Genomic DNA, 18,902 nt, shown 5'->3' with positions numbered 1-18,902 from the left:
CAGAACGAGTGGTTTGCCCCTTTTTATGTTTGGATGGTTTATGAATTGTTGATTTCATTGTGACTTTGAGGGTTGTGTGGGCCCTCTTGTCAGGTCACGACTTTTATTGTGCCAGAAATCAAGAGTAAGAGGGGAGAAAAGTCACGCAACCACCCAAAAAAACCGTCAGGCTTGTACGCCGACGGTTATTTGGCTATTCGGGGACCTAGACGAAAAACGCCAGTTACAGAAGTATCTCCTGGATTTCGGTATTATACTCCTTGGAGAGGTCGATGAAACGATCCTCGGTCTTCACGAGCGGACGGAAGTAATCCGAAGGATTGTTCATGACGATCATGCCGGATTCGCCGGTCGTCAGCAGAACCTTCTTACCGATAAAGTTCGGCAGCATCTGCTGGATGAAGGCATGCGTCGGCTTGCCGTTCAGTTTCCCGAAACTAAGACTATACAGCTCCCGAAGTACGGTTAACAGCTGCTGCTTGGATTGATAAACCCGGTTCGTAGTCATCGCGCTATATACATCGGCTACAGCGCAAATATGAGAATATGGATGAATCTGGTCAGCATGGAGCGCTCGTGGATAACCGGAAGCGTCATCCCGTTCATGATGCTGGAGCGCAACCATAGCGGTGACCTTATCATCCATGGATTCAGAGATCATCTCGTAACCATAGATGGTGTGCAGCTTCACTTCTTCATACTCTTGAGGAGTCAGTTTCCCTGGCTTGTCCAATATATCTCTAGGAATCTTGCTTTTGCCGATATCATGGAGATAGCCGGCTTTGCCGATTTCATAAGCTTCCTTGTCGGAGTAACCCATCCAATCCGCGATGTAGTACGATAACATTCCAACTTGAATGGAGTGCCTGTAGGTATAATCGTCTTTACCATTAAACAGCAATAGCAGGGAGACAACATCCGTATGCTCGTTCAGTGAGCCGACTAAGGGCATGAAAACATCGTCCACAACGGACTCATTGAATTTACCGGATTGCGACGCTTCCGTAAATAAGGTGGAGCACCCGTCAAATGCAAGATTGAAATGGGGTTTAACCTTGTTGTATGATTCAGAAATTTCAGACGAAGAGTCGAGGGATACAGACAGTGCGCGTGGCTTTATTTCTATGTAATCGATACCGTGCTGCAGTAGCTTGGATATATCCTCTAAACGAAGGGTAACCCCTTTTTGTAGAACATGAACGCCGTTTGTGTTGTAAGCATCATGCTGCATTTGATCACCGGGTATCAGGTCCGTGACATGTACTCTCAAATCATTGCACCTCTTGCCCTTATATAAGTAAAAAGATCAAAACTATCTTAGCAAGAAAATTATGGTTTTACAATGTGTAATCATGACTTATTGCCTAACGGTTGGGTCCCATGGTCCGGTCTGTGGGCCTTTCCACTCTGAACCATCGTCCCAGATCTCCTTCTTCCAGATTGGAACGGATCGCTTCAGTTGTTCGATCGCATAGCGGCTGGCCTCATAACATGCATTCCGATGCGGGGAGGAGACAGCGATCACAACACTGGTTTCTCCAATTCCGACCGTACCGATACGATGGGAAATCGCACATTGCGTACCGGGCCATTGTCGAAAGATGTCCGCGCATATTTGCTGCATTTCTTTAAGCGCCATCGGGATGTATGCTTCATACTCCAGCGTAACCGTTCGCATCTGGCCGGTCATCTCTCGCGTTGTACCTACAAAGGATAGCGTTGCTCCATGATTATCATCATGAACTTTGGCAATGGTTGTCTCTACGGAAAGCGGACCGTAGGATATCGTGCATTTCCCATCTGCCGAGGACCTGGATCCGGAGTCCTGCGGGGTTATGCCGTCACCACCGGACACAGGCGGAATTAGAGCTACCTCGTCGCCGCTCTGAATAAGCTGTTCCGAAGGCGCATACTCTTGATTGACCGCGACGAAAGCCGTGGAAATCTGAGATTGGGCATCAGGATAAGCCTCACTAAGCAGCAGCTTTAATTCCCCGGCAGTCAGGGGCAAGCCAGGCACGTTGAATGTAAGCGAAGCTGTGCCGATTCGATCAGCTAATCCTGCAAATAGTAATATAGAAATGGTTGTTGACATTCTTCATCACCTCGTAATTCTTATGGGCTACAATATACCATATTCTTCGCTAAAATGTTATGCTTGTAAGACCGGAAATTATCGAATAACGAACTTGGGGAGGGGGCCGCCAAATGGGGTTAGGAAGCAACAAACAGAAGCTGACGATATTGTATACCAACGATATACATAGCCATTTTGAGATGATGAGCAGTGTGGCGGCACTTATTTCCCGGGAAAAGGCGGCTGCCGGCAACGGGGCAATCGTACTGGATATCGGTGATCATATGGACCGGGCATCGGTGGAAACCGAAGGCACCATGGGCCAAGCCAATGTGGATGTCATTAATTTGACAGGATACGACGCCATTACGATTGGCAATAACGAAGGGCTCACCATTTCATATGATGTTCTGGAGAGTGTATACGCCGGACTGCAGTGTCCCGTTGTGTGCTGCAACATTAGTGAGACTAAGAGTGGTAATCCTCCTCGATGGATGAAGCCGCATGTGATCCTGGAACGAGAAGGCATTCGAATCGGGCTCACCGGCGCAACGGCTGCTTTTGCAGGTTTTTATCAATTGTTAGGCTGGGAAGCCGGAGATCCGGTGATGGCTATTGCTGAGCAAGTGCGAGCGCTTCAGGGCCAGTGTGATATCATAATTGTTTTATCCCATTTAGGACTAACGATTGATAAAAGATTAGCAGAAAATGTTGAGGGGATTGATGTTATTCTTGGCGGTCATACCCATCATATACTCGAGGAGCCCCTGATGATCGGAAAGACAGCCGTGTGCGGTGCAGGCAAGTTCGGACAATATGTAGGTCGCCTCGTCATGCAGCGCAGTCATGCTGAAGATCGCTTTACCTGTATAGAGGGAAGTTTGCTCCCTGTGGATAAAAACTTAATAGAACCCATCGTAGAGCAGGCGATCATGAGGCACCATGAGCTGGCAAGGGAGAAATTAACGGAGACTGTTGCCGTTAATGATCGTAGTCTGCCCATCCACTATGAGGAGGAGTCGCCGTTTGCAAACCTGCTGGCTCAGGCCGTGCTGCAGCATACGGATGCGGATTTTGCCATCGTGAACTCGGGGCAGCTGCTCGGGCCGCTGCCGGAGGGCGAGATCAGCACCGGTATGCTGCATGGCCTGTGCCCGTCACCGATTAATCCCTGCATCGTGAAGCTACGCGGAGAACATATCTATCAGGCGCTTGAGGAGAGTTTGCTTCAAGAGTTCAGCGGAAAGAAGATAATGGGCTTTGGTTTCCGCGGTTATATATTAGGCGGCCTGGCAGTCGATGGGTTGAAAATTCACTACGACAAGAACGGAGAGCCTTACCGAAAGATTACGCATATCTCCATGAAGGGGCAACCGCTAGAGCCGCAGCGGGAATATAAGGTGGGGACACTCGATATGTTCACTTTTAAAATCGGATACGAGTCGTTGTCACTTGGTAAGGATACGGTATATATGCTGCCGGAGTTTATTAGAGACCTGCTGCGAAGTGAGCTATCGAGGCCCGGTTCGCTTGAAGAGTCCATGATTCCACGCTGGATATCCTGACAATCCCGACTAACTTCCTTTGGCCGAGCATACATATGAGGAGGACAAAGGTAAGGGAGGGGAAGGACGATGGATTTTATCACATCCATTATACTGGGGATCGTGGAAGGACTAACCGAATTCATTCCGGTGTCTTCCACAGGTCATATGATCTTGACGGCCAAGGTGCTCGGTTATGACGATCAAACTCCGATCATGAAGACGTTTGAGGTTGTCATTCAGCTTGGCGCCATTATGGCGATCGCGATCGTTTACTGGAATCGAATTTTGAACCTGCTCGGCTGGAGCCGAAGTGAACCGTTGACCAAGAAAGAGCCTCGAAAAAGATTGAATCTGATTCATATATTTTTGGGGATTGCTCCGGCCCTGCTGGTTGCATTTTTCGCGAGGGATTTTATCAAGAGCCTGTTCCATGCGCAGACGGTGCTGTTTGCACTCGTTGCCGGCGGTATTTTTATGATTTTTGCAGAATGGTACAATAAGCATAAAGTTCAAGTGACATCACATGATTTGGATGATTTGACATACAAGCAGGCCCTTCAGATTGGCGTCTACCAGATCATCTCCGTTTTATGGCCGGGCTTTTCCCGCTCGGGCTCCACCATCTCCGGAGGAATGCTTAGCGGGGTGAGCTATAAGGCATCGGCCGATTTCTCGTTCATTATTGCAATTCCCATTATGTGTGCTGCATCCGGATATGAATTGCTGGATTCTTACCGATATTTTACTTTAGATACGATCGGCGTATTTCTTGCCGGATTTATCGTTTCGTTTGTTGTTGCTTATTTTGTCGTCTTGGCCTTCATGAAGCTCATACAGAAGATAAGGCTTACTCATTTTGCGATCTACCGTTTTGTTCTCGCTGCCGTTTTTTGGCTGTTTATCATGCATTAAGCAGGAGTAGACACAAGGAGGAGATCCGGCTTCTTCGTATCGTGATCCACTGAAGACTGGACGCTATATCCCACACAAGTTTGAGAATAGCAGAGGAAGTGACGGATTTTGCGTCTTATACCTATCAACGCGTTGAGGCCGGGAATGGTTCTTGGTAAGAGAATATATAATAGTGACGGTTTAATTCTGCTTGCCGAAGGCGTGGAGCTGACGACAGGACTGATTCGCCGTCTGGGCACGTTGGAAATCGGGTATGTCTATATCGAGGAGCCGATGACAGAGGATATCGTGGTTCCGGAGTTGTTGACCGAGGAGACCCGGCTGCAGGCGATCCAGTCGATACGGACGAGCTTCAAGACCCTGGAGAGCCAGGCTGCTCTGAAGGGAAGCTTCCTTCATTTAGGCAAAACGTTCTCCGGGATGATGGAGTCTATTATGGATGAAATATCGGATCATGACGAGGGCATGGTACTCCTGACGGATATGAATACCAACGATTACAACCTGTATCGTCATTCGCTTAACGTCTGTCTATATTCAACGGTTCTTGGGGTGTCTTACGGCTATAATCGGGAGGATCTGAAGGTGCTGGGCTTGGGGGCATTGCTTCACGATATCGGCAAGACGAGGATATCCCAGAAGCTGCTGAATCATCCAGGACGGCTGAGCGAAGAAGAATTTCGCGAGGTCCAGAAGCATACCGAGTTCGGGTTCAAAATATTGAAAGACGAACCGAACATTCCGTTGTTATCGGCGCATTGCGCCCTGTCGCATCATGAACGCCTGGATGGCAGCGGTTATCCCAGAGCCTTGAAGGGACCTGAGATTCATGAATACGCCAAATGGATTGCGATTACGGATTCTTACGATGCGATGACCACGCAGCGGGTGTACAAGCCTGCCTTATTGCCGCATGAAGCGGTAGAGGTGATGTATGCAGGCTCGGGAACACTGTATGAACAGTCATTCCTGGCCATGTTTCGGGATCGGGTAGCGATATATCCTCCAGGGATCACCGTGAAATTACATACGGGTGAGAGTGGAGTGGTATCCAAAATTCACGCACATGTGCCGCATCGACCCGTTGTCCGCGTATTAACGGATGCCGAAGGCACCCCGCTATCCGCACCTTATGAATTGGATTTGTCTGAAACACTGGCCATTATGATCGCTGGTATCGGGCGAGCACCATAGATCAAACTTACACTGAAGGAGGTAGACTCGTGAGACGTAACAGCCATACAACATTGCTGCATACATGGGGGCGACAGATATACCGCTACCGTAAAGCCATTGTTGTAACCTGGCTTCTTTTGTTTTGCGGGCTGCTTCCGTTTGCATTCAAGCTGCCGTCCATTCTGCAGCACAACGGGTTTACGCCGAAGGATAGTCCGGCCCAGATCGGGATTGAGAAGCTGGAAGAGGGATTAGGACTGTCGGCAGCTTCGCTGGATATTGTCGTAGTGAGCCAGCACGATGAGAATTTGACGGCAGGCACGGCGCAGAGGCGAATATTGACGGAGCTTGAGCCTTTGCGAGCCCGTCCCTATGTCAGGGATATTTATATGAATATGGCAGCTCATAAGGCAGGCCAGGATCATATCGTATCCGTGACGGTGCTGCTGGATCTGGATTCCACGGAAGCCTTGAAGCAGTTTGAAGAGATTCGTGACTCGGTTCCGGGCATCACGGGAGCGGATACTTACATAACAGGGAATACCGCCATCTTCGCCGATATGAACCAAGCCGTCAAAAGCGATATCATCCATGCCGAGATGATAGGCATTCCCGCAGCTCTGCTCATTCTGGCGGTCGTATTCGGAACATTGACTGCCGCGATCCTGCCATTGTTAGCCGGTGTTGCCAGTGTGGTGGTCACGATGGGAATCCTGTATTTTGTCGCTTTGGCCGACGGCTCGATCAGCAATTTCCTACCGAATGTCGTAACGATGCTGGGCCTGGCCGTGGGGATCGATTATGCGTTGCTGGTCGTAAGCCGATTCAAAGAAGAGATGCGGACACGGAGCGGAGATGTGGGCACTGCCCTGGCTGTCACTTGCGCAACCGCCGGCAAAGCGGTGATGTTCTCCGGGGCAGCCGTGTTGATCGGTTTTGTGGCGATGAGTTTCATAGATCTGCCGATCTTCCGTTCCTTCAGCATAGGCGGCATTACCGTGGTGCTGTTATCAGTGCTGGCCGGTAATACGCTTCTTCCCGCATTATTGGGAATATTGGGCCCGCGTATCGATGCGCTCCCTCTATTCCCTGCCGCTTACCGGACGCTCCGGGCACGGCAGACCTCCGGTTTGTGGAGAAGGCTCTCCAAATTTGTCATGGCGCATCCTGTGACCATCTCTATCGCAGCGATCGGTTTACTATTGGTGGCGATTTATCCGGTTCGGGACATGAATATCGCCATCCCCGCAGCCGAAGTGCTTCCCCCCGCCTATGAATCCCGATATGGACACGACCTGCTCACACAGGCTTATGATGAACGTGAATTGAATTCGATCGTTGTAGCGGTCGAACTTCCGGCCTCTTATGAGGATTCGCGCAGCATCGAGCTAATGAAGGCATATACGGATGAAATCAGGATGATGCCGGGTGTGAAGCAGGTAGAGAGTTATCTGAGCATCGGCAGAGGTTCGGTGGAAGAAGCCTCGAAATATTTATCCCGCGAAGATATCCGCCAGCAGCTGGAGCAGCATCGTTTTGTGAGGGGGAATTTCGCAGCCGTCGCCGTGATCCCGGAGTATGGCGAATCCCATGCATTGACTATGCAGCTCGTCCGAGCGTTACGGACGATGGATACGAACGAGCTGACGACCTATGTCACCGGAAGCCCCGCCTATAAACTGGACATCATGGAAGCCATCCATCAGAATATCACCTACGTTCTGGTCTTTGTATTTGTAGTTACCTACGTCATTCTCCTATTGGCGTTTCGATCGGTCGTGCTCCCTTTAAAAGCAAGCATAATGAATATGCTCAGCCTCGGCGCCGGACTCGGTATCGTGGTATGGGTGTTTCAAGAGGGGATTGGCGCGCAGTGGCTGGGTGTATCCTCTACGGGATCCATCTTTGCGCTTTTGCCAATCCTGATATTCTGCGTGGTGTTTGGCATATCGATGGATTATGAAGTCATGATGCTCTCGCGAATCATGGAGAATTACGAACGGACGGGAGATAACGAATTCAGCACAGCCGAAGGCTTGGAGAGTACGGGCGGGCTGATTACAAGCGCAGCCCTGATTCTGGCTGTCGTCGTAGGTGCCTTTGTATTTACGGATAATGAAGTGATGAAAGCGATCGGTTTAGGCCTGACTGCAGCCATTCTACTGGATGCCACCGTGATTCGGGTGCTGCTTGTGCCTGCGTTTATGAAGATGATGGGCAGAGCGAATTGGTGGAGTCCAAGATGGATGTTTCCGGCCCATAAGCTTACTTCCAAGGAAAGCGCGGACCAACATGGGGACAGTGGATGATTTCCCAGCCGAATCAAGCAGAGGCCTTCTGTTCGGGTATGTTATAATCATATAATGGACATTATCAAAACCGTAGAGTACATATTGCGTAAGTTGTACTGAATGAATCGGTAATTCAAAGAAATAAGGTGAGTGAACCATGAGTAATACAGCACAGCCATTTCCATCAGCCGTAAGGCCCATTTCGCCGAGTTATGATCCGTGGGATCCGATAACTTCACTGCGCGAGCATGGTCGTCATGTGCTGACCAGTGTGGAAATGACAGTGACGCATCTTTGCAATATGCGCTGTGAACATTGCGCTGTCGGTGATATGCTTGTCATGAAGGAAGCGCCGATGCTGCCCCTCGATACGATGCTGAAGCGACTGGACGAGGTAGAGCATCTGCAGACGATCAGTCTGACGGGCGGTGAACCGGCATTTCTTGGCAAGACGGTGGATAACGTGATTGTTCCCTTGCTGAAGTATGCCAAGGAAAGGGGCATTCGGACCCAGATTAACTCCAATCTGACGCTTGATATAAGTCGGTATGAGAAAATGCTGCCTTATCTGGACGTTATGCATATCTCATTCAATTATTTGAACGGGGACGACTTCTATGAAGTCGGGTTTGCGAATAGTGCGCGTCCCGTCTCCAAGGAAACGGCATACAAAATGTACGATACAATGCTGGTCAATTCGGAGAAACTGAGTGCAGCAGGGATGTACATATCCGCTGAATCGATGATTAACTACCGGACGCATACGAAACTCAGCGGCATCCACAAGCTGATCAAGGATATGGGCTGCAAGCGGCACGAGGTTCACCCGATGTATGCCTCAAACTTTGCTTCCGCTCTGCCCGTATTGTCCTTGGACGACACGAAAGCTGCCATCCACCATTTGCTGGATGTCCGGGATCGGGACATGTGGATGCTGTTCGGAACACTGCCCTTCTATGCCTGCAGCTCCGATGATGATGACCAGGAGATCATTCGCCGCCTGCGGCAAGAACCGAACGTAACGGTCCGGAATGATCCGGATGGCCGTAACCGGGTGAATGTGAATTTATTCTCGGGCGACGTATATGTAACGGATTTTGCTGATATCCCGGCTTTTGGTAATATTAAGGAACAGAAGCTTGACGATATTTTTAACGAATGGACAACAGGACACCCGCTGAACCAAACGGTTAACTGTCACTGCGATGCAGTGAGCTGCTGTGGGCCGAACCTGTTGGTGGCCGATATGTACTACCGGGGTGTGGATTTCAAGTCAAGGCAAGCAAAGACAAACTAGAACCCTAGAAAGAAGGCGTGTCATCATGGCGGAGGAATTTGAGGTCGGGAAACTGATTTTGAATTTGCTCTTGGTTTTCCTGCTCGTTTTGTTGAACGGCGTGTTTGTAGCGGCCGAATTTTCACTGGTAAAAATGCGTCAATCCCGATTGACCCAGCTCGTTAGCGAAGGGAACCGGCTGGCAGGCATTGCCCTGAAAGTAAACCAGAAGCTGGATGCCTATTTATCCGCAACCCAGCTTGGGATCACATTAACTTCCCTGGGTCTTGGCTGGATAGGGGAGCCTGCCATTTCAGAATTGCTGGTGGCCCCCATTATGCATAGCATTGGATTTACGGATGAGCGATTGATCGGCACAATATCGGTGGCGGTGGGCTTCTGTATTATCACTTTCCTGCATATTGTGTTAGGGGAGCTTGCACCGAAATCGTTGGCTATTCAGCGGACGGAGGGCACGGCTTTGATCCTGTCGGCGCCGCTGCTTTGGTTTTACCGCATTTTTCTGCCGGTGATCTGGGTCCTGAATGCTTCCGCTAATCGGATTCTGAAGATGGTTGGCATCGAGCCGGCAAGCGAGGCCGAAGCGGCCCACTCCGAGGAAGAGATTCGGATTCTGATGAACGAGAGCGCAAAGAGCGGTGTCATTGACGAGAACGAGATGAAATTAATGGACAACCTGTTCGATTTTTCTGACTTGAGAGCCAGAGAAATTATGCTGCCAAGGACGGACATGGACGTTCTTTTCACCAATTATACCTTGGAAGAGAATCTTCGGATCGTCAATGAGACGAAGCACTCCCGCTACCCGGTCGCAACGGACAACAAAGACCGCATCATCGGATTTGTCCACATTACCGATCTCTTGCTGGCGGAGCCTGAGAAGCAGCGTGATCTGGCTTCCTTGATGAGACCGATTATGGACGTATCGGAATCAACGGAAATCAGCGAGGTGCTGCGGAAGATGCAGGCAAGACATGAGCAGCTTGCGCTCGTGGTGGACGAATATGGGGGGACGGCAGGCATTCTCACAGCCGAGAAGATTTTGGAGGAGATTGTTGGGGACCTGTACGATGAATTTGAAGATGAGCGGCCTGAAATTGAAGTGTATGATGAGTACTTTTCAGTGGATGGGCGGATGCTCATTGAAGAAGTGAATGATTTGACCGGTTTAATGATTGAAGAGCATAACGTGGATTCCATCGGCGGTTGGTTGTTCAAAGAGCTTGAAGGGAACCCGGTGGTCGGGAAGAAAACCACCTTTGACGGGGTGATCTTTGAGGTAGAAGAGTCTACACGGTTGCGTGTAACTCGCGTCATGATTCATCAGAAGCTCGAGAGCAGCTTCATTTAGAACTAGCAAGACTCTATTTGTTAGGAAGTGGATTATGTCGATTAAGCAGCTGATCTTTATCGGTCTCAGTCTCCTGTTGCTGTACGGAATGTTTACGGTTGGAGCTCCGTTCTTGCTGGCCATCGTGATTGCTATTGCATTGGAGCCGTTAAATCGGCTCTTAATGAAAAGACTTCGCATGAACCGCATTGCGGCCGCAACGGTAACAAGCACGCTATTCCTCCTTTTGATGCTGCTCCTGGCTTATTTGATCGGTCTGCAGGTGTTTAACCAGCTGGTCGAATATTGGAGCCGGGCTCCGCAATATTTTGAAGGGGCTAACGAATTCCTTCAGCATACGATTATACAAGCGCAAGACATGCTGAACGGCATTTCGCCGGGTCTTGCCGACAGTCTTACCGAATTCATGTCGAATATTTCTTCCTATATACGGTCGCTTGTCAATTCAGTATCCTCAACATTTTTGTCCTTTGCCAAAACGCTGCCGAACCTGTTCGTCACGTTCATTGTATTCTGCGTAGCGGTGTACTTGTTCGCTTTCAGCCTCGATACGATGCGTGAGAAAGTGTTGTCGCTGTTTGATGAGACATCACAGTCGCAGGTGAACGAAGTGCTGATCAGCCTGAAAAAATCAATTTTCGGCTTTTTGCGGGCACAGCTGATCCTCAGCCTGTTTACGTACGTGATTACGCTGCTCGGCTTGCTGGTATTAGGGGTTAACTATCCGCTTGCCATCGCTTTGCTTGTCACCATTGTCGACATTCTGCCGATTCTGGGCGTAGGTTCCGTTTTGATACCATGGTCCATCTACCTGCTCGCGGTAGGCGATATTTTTACAGGAGTCGGCTTGATCTTCATGTTCATTCTGATTACGGTGATCCGCCGCGTGCTGGAGCCGAAGGTCATCGGGGATGCTGTCGGTATCGGCGCATTGCCTGCCCTGGTCAGCATGTATATCGGATTTAAATTGGTTGGCGTGATCGGATTTTTTATCGGCCCCCTGGTCGTCATTATCTATTCCGCTATGCGTAAAGCGGGCTTGTTCCAAATCAAAATCAAATTTTGAGGACAACTCCATGAAGACCCTTTTCCCGGAAATATTCCAGGGGAGAGGGTTTTTTTGTCATTTTGGAGTTCATTTTCTGGGCGGAAGACATATGTTAAATACGAAGAGTCCTTGATAACGACGGATCGTAACGATAAGGAGGAAATCCCTTTGAAGGAAAATCCAGAGGTGCGCGTATACCCGGTATTTCATTCGCCATTTGATCCATGCCCGCCCAAGCTTTACAGATCGTATGTGGTACCTGTTAACCAGTATGTCGTGTTTCAACCGCCGGGTCTGCCCCAGTTTAGCCCTGCTGAGGCGCTAAGGCACGGAACGTTATGGCCATCCTTGTATAGCCCGTATACTTCGCGAAAATTTAAAGGAGAGTGATATGCGGTGAATGAAGCCAGACCCCAGGTTGGAGATCTGAAGTATTACGAAATGCTGGAGCAGCTTCAGGCATTGGATTTTGTCCTGGTGGAGCTGAACCTGTTCTTGGACACTCATCCGAATGATCTCAAGAGCATCGAGCAGTTCAATAAACTGACCCAGGAGAGAACGGTGCTAGCGAAGCAATTTCAAGAGCTGTATGGGCCGCTGCAAAATTTTGGCCGTGCTTATTCCAAGTATCCGTTTGAATGGGCCGAGGGTCCTTGGCCTTGGCAGGTTTAACAATGACGGTATGGCAAGGGGGCTGCGGCTTTTTTTTACCTCATGCATGCAGCCCTCATGAAGAGGAAAAGCGAGAACAAGGAGGCGGAAGAGCCCATGTGGGTATATGAAAAAAAACTTCAGTATCCGGTGCGCGTCAGTAAATGTGATCCGAGAATGGCAAGATTTCTGATGGAACAGTATGGAGGCGCTGACGGCGAACTGGCTGCTGCACTGCGTTATTTGAACCAGCGGTATACGATTCCAGATAAAGTGATCGGATTGCTCAACGATATCGGAACCGAGGAATTTGCACACCTCGAAATGATTGCCGCGATGGTGTATAAATTGACGAAGGATGCCAGCGTGGCAGAGCTGGAGGCTGCCGGGTTGGGAGCGCACTACGCCAACCATGACAATGCGCTGTATTATGAGAATGCGGCCGGGGTCCCTTGGACAGCAACCTATATTCAAGCCAAGGGTGATCCGATTGCGGATTTGTATGAGGACATTGCGGCAGAAGAGAAGGCACGCGCTACATATCAATGGCTCATCGACATGACGGATGATGTGGACTTGCAGGACAGTCTCAAATTTTTGCGGGAACGTGAAATTATCCATTCCATCCGCTTCAGGGAAGCCGTCGAGATCATCAAGGAAGATCGGGCAACGAAAAAAATATTCTAGGGAGAGGGTATCGTTTCGACATCCAAATGGATAAACAATGACAGGCCGGTCGATATCTGTCCGGGCCTGTCTGTTTATGTTAGATAGGATTTATGGGGGCCGTATACCCCGTGCTGCTCTCCGAGTCATGATCATGATAGGGCAGCCGGACCGTAAATGTAGTTCCTTGGCCCTGCAGGCTCTGTGCCTGAATCGTGCCGCCATGCGATACGATAAATTCCTTGGCAATCGCCAGACCCAGTCCCATACCGCCTTGATGCCGCGCACGTGCTCCGTCCGTACGGTAGAAGCGGTCAAAGAGATAGGGAAGATGCTCCTCCTCAATCCCTGGGCCTGTATCCCGAATATCAATCCGAAGCATGCCGGAAGCCGGCTCTTCTTGGATCGTGGTATGGACAAGCCCGCCTTGGGGTGTATACCGAACCGCGTTGATGAAGAGATTCAGAAATACCTGTGTGATTCGGCTTGGATCCACAGGAACGGAAGTGTGTTCCGTAGCGCTCGTCAAACGCAGGGTCAAGTTCTTGGCATCGGCATCTGGCTCGATGCGCTCCTGTATTTGACCCAGAAGATCCAGCATGTCCGTGGGTTTCCGAACCAGCGGCAGCTGCTTCGCTTCGGCCAAAGATAGTTGATGAAGATCGCCCACAAGACGGGTTAAGCGAATCAACTCATCCTGGATGGGAAGCAATAGTTCCGGTTGGATCGGCTGCCTGCTCTGTTGAAGCAGATCCAGCTTGCCTCTTATGATCGTCAGCGGTGTTCGAAGCTCATGGGCGACATCAGCCACCAGATTGCGGCGGACCATCTCGGACTGCTCGAGCCTGGAAGACATGCCGTTGAAAGCAACCGCGACCCTCCCGTATTCATCCTCCGAGGTAACGGGAGCCTGAACACCGTACTCGCCTTGACCGAGTCGTTCGATAGCCGGGACGAGTTTGCGCAGGGGCGCAGTGAGCCTCCGAGATATCCAGTAGGCCGCCCCGAGGGAAAGCAGGACGAAGAGGACGGTGCCTCCTCCCAGCAAAATGATGATCGATGTGGGCGTGCCGATCCGAAGCTTGGTCAGGTTTGCCACATCCGTATCATAATAATACAGCTCCGCGACCGGTTTGCCTTCAACATGCAACGTCCGCTTTACACCGAGGCGTTTGATCTGCTTCTCCACAGCCTCCCCCTCATGCAAAAGGGTCTTTTGTTCCCCGGATGTCAGAAGGATGCTTTCCAGGCGGTCGGCTGAACGGGGACTGTCCGCTAACCACGCCTGATCCTGAACGGCGCGGAAAGTATGCCCATTCTTCACGTAGTAACCGAGCAGCCGCTCCTGTAGCTGATCCAGCTCTTCTTCGCGCGAGGTTTGCAGCATGGCATCCATGGAATCGCGGATGACGACATAAGTAAGAAGAACGAAGACGGTGCTGAAACCGATAATGAACGATGAGAGGACGATGAATATTTTGCGGCCCACGCTCATGACTGCTGCTCAAACCGGTAACCGAATCCATACACCGTTTTGACAAAAACGGGCTCAGCCGGGTCATCTTCGATTTTTTTGCGGATTCGGCTGATATGGGCGTCCGCGGTCCGTTCATCATTGTGGATATCATCCTCCATGGCCGCCTGAAGCAGCTGCAGGCGGCTGTAAACCACGCCAGGCCTTGAAGCAAGGGTCAGGAGTAGTTTGAATTCGGTAGGCGTAAGCTGGATCTCCCGGCCGCGTTTCCATACCCGGCATTGGTTTTCCGAGATCATCAACTCGCCGCGCTTCAGCATTTCTTCGGTAACCGTTTCGCCTTCTATTCTGCGAAGGACCGACCGGATACGCGCGGCGAGCTCCCGGAGGGAGAAAGGCTTGGTCATGTAATCGTCTGCCCCTACCTCCAGCCCGATCAGCTTATCGGTTTCCTCAACCCGGGCGGTAACCATAATGATGCCGACACGGCTTGATTTTCTGAGCTCCCGGCATACTTCAATGCCGCTTAATTCCGGCAGCATCCAATCCAATACGACCAGCGACGGTTTAAAGTCCCTCACTTTGGCCAAAGCCTCCGTGCCTGTCGCAGCGGTAATGATGTGAAATCCCTCCTGCCGGAGGAACGGCTCCATAAACTCAATGACTTTTCGTTCATCGTCCACAAGAAGCAAGGTATGTGCCATGCAAGGATCCTGCCTTTCCATTTTGATTCGTTAGGTTCAGCCGTAAATCCACCCCATTATATACGGTTTCCAGCCGCAATTGGAAAATTTCACGGAATCCGCAAGCCATCATCACAAGATCGCAACATTTCGGTGATAGGATGATTTCGTAAAGATATTTGAATTAAGAGAGGGATGTCGACATGACGCAACAAGCTGTAGGAAAAACACCGCTGGTCGTATGGATATCGTTAGGGCTGGCATGGATATTTGTTGTATGTATTGCCATTCAGACGCTGTTTGCCGGCATGGCGCTGTTTGACGATGGATCGATGTGGAGAAGCCATACCCTGTTTGTCCATTTTTTTGAAATCGTGCCGGTCCTCATGCTGATATTTGGTATTGCAGGCAAACTGCCCGCCCCGTACAAATGGAAATCGCTGGTTCTGTTGTTATTGGTCTTCAGCCAATACCTCACCGCCAACCTGCCTGGCGCCGGGGCCTTGCATCCGGTCATCGCCATCGGATTGTTCTGGCTTGCGGTGGATACGGCGCGTGGTGTCCTGCCGTCCGATCGACGGGAACAGAAGGGGTAGCACGAACATGAGAAGCCTTGCCGCGGTGGTTATGGCTTTAATTGGAGGTTTTGCGGGCGGGGTCGTTCTGAATGCAGCGATTGCCGTTATGTCGCACATCATATATGGAGGAGACGAGAGCGGGTTGAAGGGTCTCAAGTACCTGCCGTTTGTTACCTCGGCATGGTACGCCGCTACTTTAATGATCTGGCGGCGCCCGGAATATAAACCATAGCGCTTCGTTCCGCCTTTACCCTTCAACCGCCAGCGATACCCAAACGAACAGGATATAGAATAGAATGGGAATCATCACTCCCATGGACAGCAGCAGCCATACAAGCGGCGTCCGGATCATATCCTTAACAATTATGATCGGGCTGCGGACATATCGCCCCTTCTTGAGGCGGTACACCATCCGCTTGAGAATCGCAGCTTGTTCATGGGGCTCATAGCGGCTCAGCTCTGCGATCAGCTCGACTTCCAGCTGCCTGATTGGCGGTGCAGGTTCAGACTCCCTTGTGCCAGGCATGTAAATCCTCCTCTCGTTAGTACGCGTTATATGTATAACAACGATAAAGCTCCCTCGGTTATGCATATTTTATGTACAGAAGATCAAAAGTAATGAGGAATTGGGGTTTGCAGATGTGATATGGTTCCTATATGATGAGGAAAGATTAGACTAGAATCAGATTATATGGAGCGAAGGGAAGGACCAAATTGGAAAATACAGCAACGTTGATCAAGCCGGAAGCGATGATATTTGACATGGATGGAACGCTGTTTCAGACGGAGACCCTGCTGCTGCCCGCCTATCACAAATTGTTCGACATTTTGCGTGAAGAGGGGCACTATGAAGGAGAAACGCCGGATGAGGAGCTCATGCTTGGATGTCTGGGAATGCTGCTCGAAGACATTTGGAAGATTGTCATACCGAATGGAACGCCGGCAGCCCATCGACGTGCAGACGAGCTGCTGCTGCAGCTTGAGCTCGAAGGCTTAAGCAATGAAGCAGCCGTATTGTATCCTGAGGTGAAGGAGACGCTGGAGGAGCTTCATCGTCGGGGCGTCCGATTGTTTGTTGCCAGCAACGGCCTGGAGCATTATGTGAAAGGCATAGCTGAAGCGAGAGGGATCATGTCGCTCTTTGAAGGAGTCTACAGTGCCGGAGAGCATGGAACGGCTTCCAAGGTGGATTTGGTTAGGCTGCTGCTGGATGAACACGATATCCGGGACGCCTGGATGGTAGGGGACCGGTCATCGGATGTGGAGGCGGGCAAAGAGAACGGACAAACCGTCATTGGCTGCCGCTATGCAGGCTTTGGCGGGGAGCAGGAGCTTAAGGGATCAGATGTCGTTATTCATTCTTTTTCACACCTGCTGAGGCTTCACGATCTAGCCGAATAGATAGATAGGAGTCACAAAGGCTGTTTCCAAGGGTAGCAAGCAACCCTCTTGGAAACAGCCTTTGCGCGTTTTTTGGATTCTTTAATTACGGTTTTCTACGAATTAACTTAAGCATTTTTCGCGGATTTTTTCTGGCTGTACACCCACAGTGCATATTCTAAAGGCCTTACCATCGATTCACGGTATGCAGCCATATCGCCGATTTGAGAGAAGACTTCCCTTGATGGCTTCGGATTCACCTCGAGAAGAAGAACTCTTCCGGTTTTATCCACGGCCAGATCCAGGGCAATCTCGCACAAGCCTCCATACTGTCCGTCAAGAAATTGGGCCACATCCACACCGAGGGAGTCGGCTTCCTCGCGGATGCTGGCGCGCTTTGCCGGATCTGCGATCCATTTGCTTAACAATTCTTCCATCATGGTCGCACGCCCGCCGCCATGCAGGTTGGAGGTCACGCTTTTCGGCGCTCCGACGCGTCCCACGCAGCCGGTCACCTGCCATTGACCGGATCCATTTTTCTGTACGAGCATCCGGTAATCATGCACTCTTCCATCCGGCAGCTCCAGCTGGATCCCCTCTTGAACCAAATATCGATCTCTATTGCCCCAGCCCGACAGATATTGCGCCAAATGGCCTGAAGGCATTCGCTTCGGTCTGATGATGCTCCGGTTGGAATTGCGTCCCCGGATTTCATACGTGCCCGCAACACCAGGTACCTTCGTAATCCGCAGAATTCCGCGTCCGCCCGTTCCGTTTATCGGTTTAAAATAGACGGTAGGATGAACGTTGAGCATCCGGTGGATGTCGCTTGTGCTGGTTACGATCCGAGTATCCGGCAGATGGGGACGGAAGCGTTTCTTGGTGGATAATACTTGATGAATCGTCCATTTGTTGCGTAAAGGTCTGTTCAGAAACAGTAAATGCCGATAGCGTGAACGAAAGCGCAGCAGCTGTTGAAAGCGAGGGCTCTTTTGAATGCGGCAGCGATCAAAGATCATATTGGGAAACGAGCGCCATCTGCGGCCCCATCTCCGGCGATCCGGATCGTATTCCATGGCGTTGATCAGGCCTTGCGCACTGTTAACGTCAGCGGGGGTGAAGACGTAAACGTCAAGGCCCATCGCTTTTCCTTCCCTGATCATATGCTCGTAGATATGCCGCTCCTCCAGCGTTTTCCGTTCATCCAAGTATAACGTCATAATACCTAAGACGGGTTTTGACACAGAAGTTCACCTTCTTGAACAGAGTCAGCACGAGATGCTGAAGAACTGTGGAATGGGTGCAGGGGAAGGGTTCCGCTCATAACGAGCGTAGGTTTGCCCGTCGGACCTTGCTCAAGCGCTATGGCCTGTAGCCCTGCATGAAAGCACATTTGCAAACTTGCCGAATGATCGGCGGCTACTTTGCATCGCAGCCGCCCGAATTTGGATAATTGTGAGCGGATCAGGGAAGAACCGATATGCCGGTTGCGGTATAGAGGGTGTACAGCAACCATGCAGGCACCTTCCCCATAATCCGCCGCAAAGCACATCCCCACAGGTATGCGGCCGACATCGCTTCGAACCGTAGCGGCCATGATCGAGGTACCGGGCTGCAGCAGCTCGTCATAGGATAGCAAGGCCAGGCGCTGGTAACCTTCGCGGGTTAGGCGTTTGTTGCTGTACCGCCGGAAGAATTCGCTGCACTGCTGTCTGGCATGCGGCCATTCTTCCGGGCTTGAGAGAGCTAGACATGAGATTTCCACACGATC

At 50.7% G+C, this 18,902-nt stretch carries 20 protein-coding genes; 13 read left to right on the top strand and 7 right to left on the bottom strand.

Annotated elements, in window-relative coordinates; translation table 11 throughout:
• Positions 1-223: 223 nt before the first annotated feature.
• The gene (locus BJP58_RS12730; RefSeq protein ID WP_194544218.1) at positions 224-1,270 is read right to left on the bottom strand and encodes an HD-GYP domain-containing protein; all 1,047 of its coding nucleotides are present in this window, start codon (positions 1,268-1,270) and stop codon (positions 224-226) included.
• 87 nt (positions 1,271-1,357) lie between these two features.
• Positions 1,358-2,095: a molybdopterin converting factor subunit 1 gene (gene moaD, locus BJP58_RS12725; protein WP_194544217.1), complete on the bottom strand. Its 738-nt coding sequence runs from the start codon at positions 2,093-2,095 to the stop codon at positions 1,358-1,360.
• Positions 2,096-2,208: 113 nt separating this feature from the next.
• On the opposite strand from moaD, the gene BJP58_RS12720 reads away from it, so the two are divergent.
• The 10 genes from BJP58_RS12720 (at position 2,209) to BJP58_RS12675 (ending at position 13,037) form a co-directional block, all read left to right on the top strand.
• On the top strand, positions 2,209-3,642 hold the full coding sequence (locus BJP58_RS12720) for a bifunctional metallophosphatase/5'-nucleotidase (RefSeq protein ID WP_194544216.1): 1,434 nt from the start codon (positions 2,209-2,211) through the stop codon (positions 3,640-3,642).
• A 69-nt stretch (positions 3,643-3,711) separates the two neighbouring features.
• Positions 3,712-4,536: an undecaprenyl-diphosphate phosphatase gene (locus BJP58_RS12715; protein ID WP_071218035.1), complete on the top strand. Its 825-nt coding sequence runs from the start codon at positions 3,712-3,714 to the stop codon at positions 4,534-4,536.
• 108 nt (positions 4,537-4,644) lie between these two features.
• Positions 4,645-5,730, top strand: a complete 1,086-nt coding sequence (locus tag BJP58_RS12710; protein WP_194544215.1) for an HD-GYP domain-containing protein — start codon at positions 4,645-4,647, stop codon at positions 5,728-5,730.
• A 29-nt stretch (positions 5,731-5,759) separates the two neighbouring features.
• Entirely contained in the window at positions 5,760-8,021 is a 2,262-nt protein-coding gene (locus BJP58_RS12705) for an MMPL family transporter (protein ID WP_194544214.1), read from the top strand.
• 139 nt (positions 8,022-8,160) lie between these two features.
• Positions 8,161-9,300, top strand: a complete 1,140-nt coding sequence (yfkAB, locus tag BJP58_RS12700; RefSeq protein WP_071218038.1) for a radical SAM/CxCxxxxC motif protein YfkAB — start codon at positions 8,161-8,163, stop codon at positions 9,298-9,300.
• Between the two features lie 25 nt (positions 9,301-9,325).
• A complete protein-coding gene (locus BJP58_RS12695) occupies positions 9,326-10,651 on the top strand; it encodes a hemolysin family protein (RefSeq protein ID WP_194544213.1) in 1,326 nt (441 codons plus the stop codon).
• Positions 10,652-10,685: 34 nt separating this feature from the next.
• Positions 10,686-11,717, top strand: coding sequence for a sporulation integral membrane protein YtvI (ytvI, locus tag BJP58_RS12690; RefSeq protein ID WP_071218040.1), 1,032 nt, complete (start codon positions 10,686-10,688; stop codon positions 11,715-11,717).
• Between the two features lie 150 nt (positions 11,718-11,867).
• Positions 11,868-12,089: a spore coat associated protein CotJA gene (locus BJP58_RS12685; RefSeq protein WP_074961779.1), complete on the top strand. Its 222-nt coding sequence runs from the start codon at positions 11,868-11,870 to the stop codon at positions 12,087-12,089.
• Positions 12,090-12,095: 6 nt separating this feature from the next.
• The gene (locus BJP58_RS12680) at positions 12,096-12,371 is read left to right on the top strand and encodes a spore coat protein CotJB (protein ID WP_071218041.1); all 276 of its coding nucleotides are present in this window, start codon (positions 12,096-12,098) and stop codon (positions 12,369-12,371) included.
• A 96-nt stretch (positions 12,372-12,467) separates the two neighbouring features.
• The gene (locus BJP58_RS12675; RefSeq protein WP_071218042.1) at positions 12,468-13,037 is read left to right on the top strand and encodes a manganese catalase family protein; all 570 of its coding nucleotides are present in this window, start codon (positions 12,468-12,470) and stop codon (positions 13,035-13,037) included.
• Positions 13,038-13,116: 79 nt separating this feature from the next.
• On the opposite strand, the gene BJP58_RS12670 is transcribed toward BJP58_RS12675, so the two are convergent.
• Together BJP58_RS12670 and BJP58_RS12665 are read right to left on the bottom strand one after the other, a co-directional pair.
• Complete coding sequence (locus BJP58_RS12670) at positions 13,117-14,511, bottom strand: sensor histidine kinase (RefSeq protein ID WP_194544212.1); 1,395 nt, start codon at positions 14,509-14,511, stop codon at positions 13,117-13,119.
• Entirely contained in the window at positions 14,508-15,194 is a 687-nt protein-coding gene (locus BJP58_RS12665) for a response regulator (protein WP_194544211.1), read from the bottom strand. The genes BJP58_RS12670 and BJP58_RS12665 overlap by 4 nt, the downstream gene beginning before the upstream one ends.
• Positions 15,195-15,376: 182 nt before the next feature.
• Here BJP58_RS12665 and BJP58_RS12660 point away from each other — a divergent pair, with 182 nt between their 5' ends.
• Positions 15,377-15,769 carry a DUF6220 domain-containing protein gene (locus BJP58_RS12660; RefSeq protein WP_194544210.1) on the top strand — a complete coding sequence of 131 codons (393 nt, stop codon included), beginning with the start codon at positions 15,377-15,379 and terminating at the stop codon, positions 15,767-15,769.
• 7 nt (positions 15,770-15,776) lie between these two features.
• Positions 15,777-15,983 (top strand): DUF5957 family protein, encoded by a 207-nt coding sequence (locus BJP58_RS12655; protein ID WP_071218045.1) that lies wholly within the window; start codon positions 15,777-15,779, stop codon positions 15,981-15,983.
• Positions 15,984-15,998: 15 nt separating this feature from the next.
• Here BJP58_RS12655 and BJP58_RS12650 read toward each other — a convergent pair whose 3' ends face one another.
• On the bottom strand, positions 15,999-16,277 hold the full coding sequence (locus BJP58_RS12650) for a hypothetical protein (RefSeq protein WP_194544209.1): 279 nt from the start codon (positions 16,275-16,277) through the stop codon (positions 15,999-16,001).
• 188 nt (positions 16,278-16,465) lie between these two features.
• Between BJP58_RS12650 and BJP58_RS12645 the strand changes: the two genes are divergently transcribed.
• Positions 16,466-17,152, top strand: a complete 687-nt coding sequence (locus BJP58_RS12645; protein WP_194544208.1) for an HAD family hydrolase — start codon at positions 16,466-16,468, stop codon at positions 17,150-17,152.
• A gap of 107 nt (positions 17,153-17,259) precedes the next feature.
• Here BJP58_RS12645 and BJP58_RS12640 read toward each other — a convergent pair whose 3' ends face one another.
• Positions 17,260-18,375, bottom strand: coding sequence for a YheC/YheD family endospore coat-associated protein (locus BJP58_RS12640; protein ID WP_194544207.1), 1,116 nt, complete (start codon positions 18,373-18,375; stop codon positions 17,260-17,262).
• Complete coding sequence (locus BJP58_RS12635; protein WP_194544206.1) at positions 18,357-18,896, bottom strand: GNAT family N-acetyltransferase; 540 nt, start codon at positions 18,894-18,896, stop codon at positions 18,357-18,359. Before BJP58_RS12635 ends, BJP58_RS12640 begins: the two co-directional genes overlap by 19 nt.
• Positions 18,897-18,902 lie beyond the last annotated feature (6 nt).

The organism is Paenibacillus sp. JZ16 (assembly GCF_015326965.1).
Lineage (GTDB): Bacteria > Bacillota > Bacilli > Paenibacillales > Paenibacillaceae > Paenibacillus_AQ.
The sequence above is the reverse complement of the archived record's forward strand: the minus strand, read 5'-3'. Positions and strand labels throughout refer to the sequence as shown.

What these genes read in the sequence shown, in the direction of transcription:
- BJP58_RS12715 (WP_071218035.1), top strand. Translation starts at nt 3,712, where the DNA reads ATGGATTTTATCACATCCATTATACTGGGGATCGTGGAAGGACTAACC.
- ytvI (WP_071218040.1), top strand. Translation starts at nt 10,686, where the DNA reads ATGTCGATTAAGCAGCTGATCTTTATCGGTCTCAGTCTCCTGTTGCTG.
- BJP58_RS12650 (WP_194544209.1), bottom strand. Translation starts at nt 16,277, where the DNA reads ATGCCTGGCACAAGGGAGTCTGAACCTGCACCGCCAATCAGGCAGCTG.
- BJP58_RS12660 (WP_194544210.1), top strand. Translation starts at nt 15,377, where the DNA reads ATGACGCAACAAGCTGTAGGAAAAACACCGCTGGTCGTATGGATATCG.
- moaD (WP_194544217.1), bottom strand. Translation starts at nt 2,095, where the DNA reads ATGTCAACAACCATTTCTATATTACTATTTGCAGGATTAGCTGATCGA.
- BJP58_RS12675 (WP_071218042.1), top strand. Translation starts at nt 12,468, where the DNA reads ATGTGGGTATATGAAAAAAAACTTCAGTATCCGGTGCGCGTCAGTAAA.
- BJP58_RS12655 (WP_071218045.1), top strand. Translation starts at nt 15,777, where the DNA reads ATGAGAAGCCTTGCCGCGGTGGTTATGGCTTTAATTGGAGGTTTTGCG.
- yfkAB (WP_071218038.1), top strand. Translation starts at nt 8,161, where the DNA reads ATGAGTAATACAGCACAGCCATTTCCATCAGCCGTAAGGCCCATTTCG.
- BJP58_RS12670 (WP_194544212.1), bottom strand. Translation starts at nt 14,511, where the DNA reads ATGAGCGTGGGCCGCAAAATATTCATCGTCCTCTCATCGTTCATTATC.
- BJP58_RS12695 (WP_194544213.1), top strand. Translation starts at nt 9,326, where the DNA reads ATGGCGGAGGAATTTGAGGTCGGGAAACTGATTTTGAATTTGCTCTTG.
- BJP58_RS12720 (WP_194544216.1), top strand. Translation starts at nt 2,209, where the DNA reads ATGGGGTTAGGAAGCAACAAACAGAAGCTGACGATATTGTATACCAAC.
- BJP58_RS12665 (WP_194544211.1), bottom strand. Translation starts at nt 15,194, where the DNA reads ATGGCACATACCTTGCTTCTTGTGGACGATGAACGAAAAGTCATTGAG.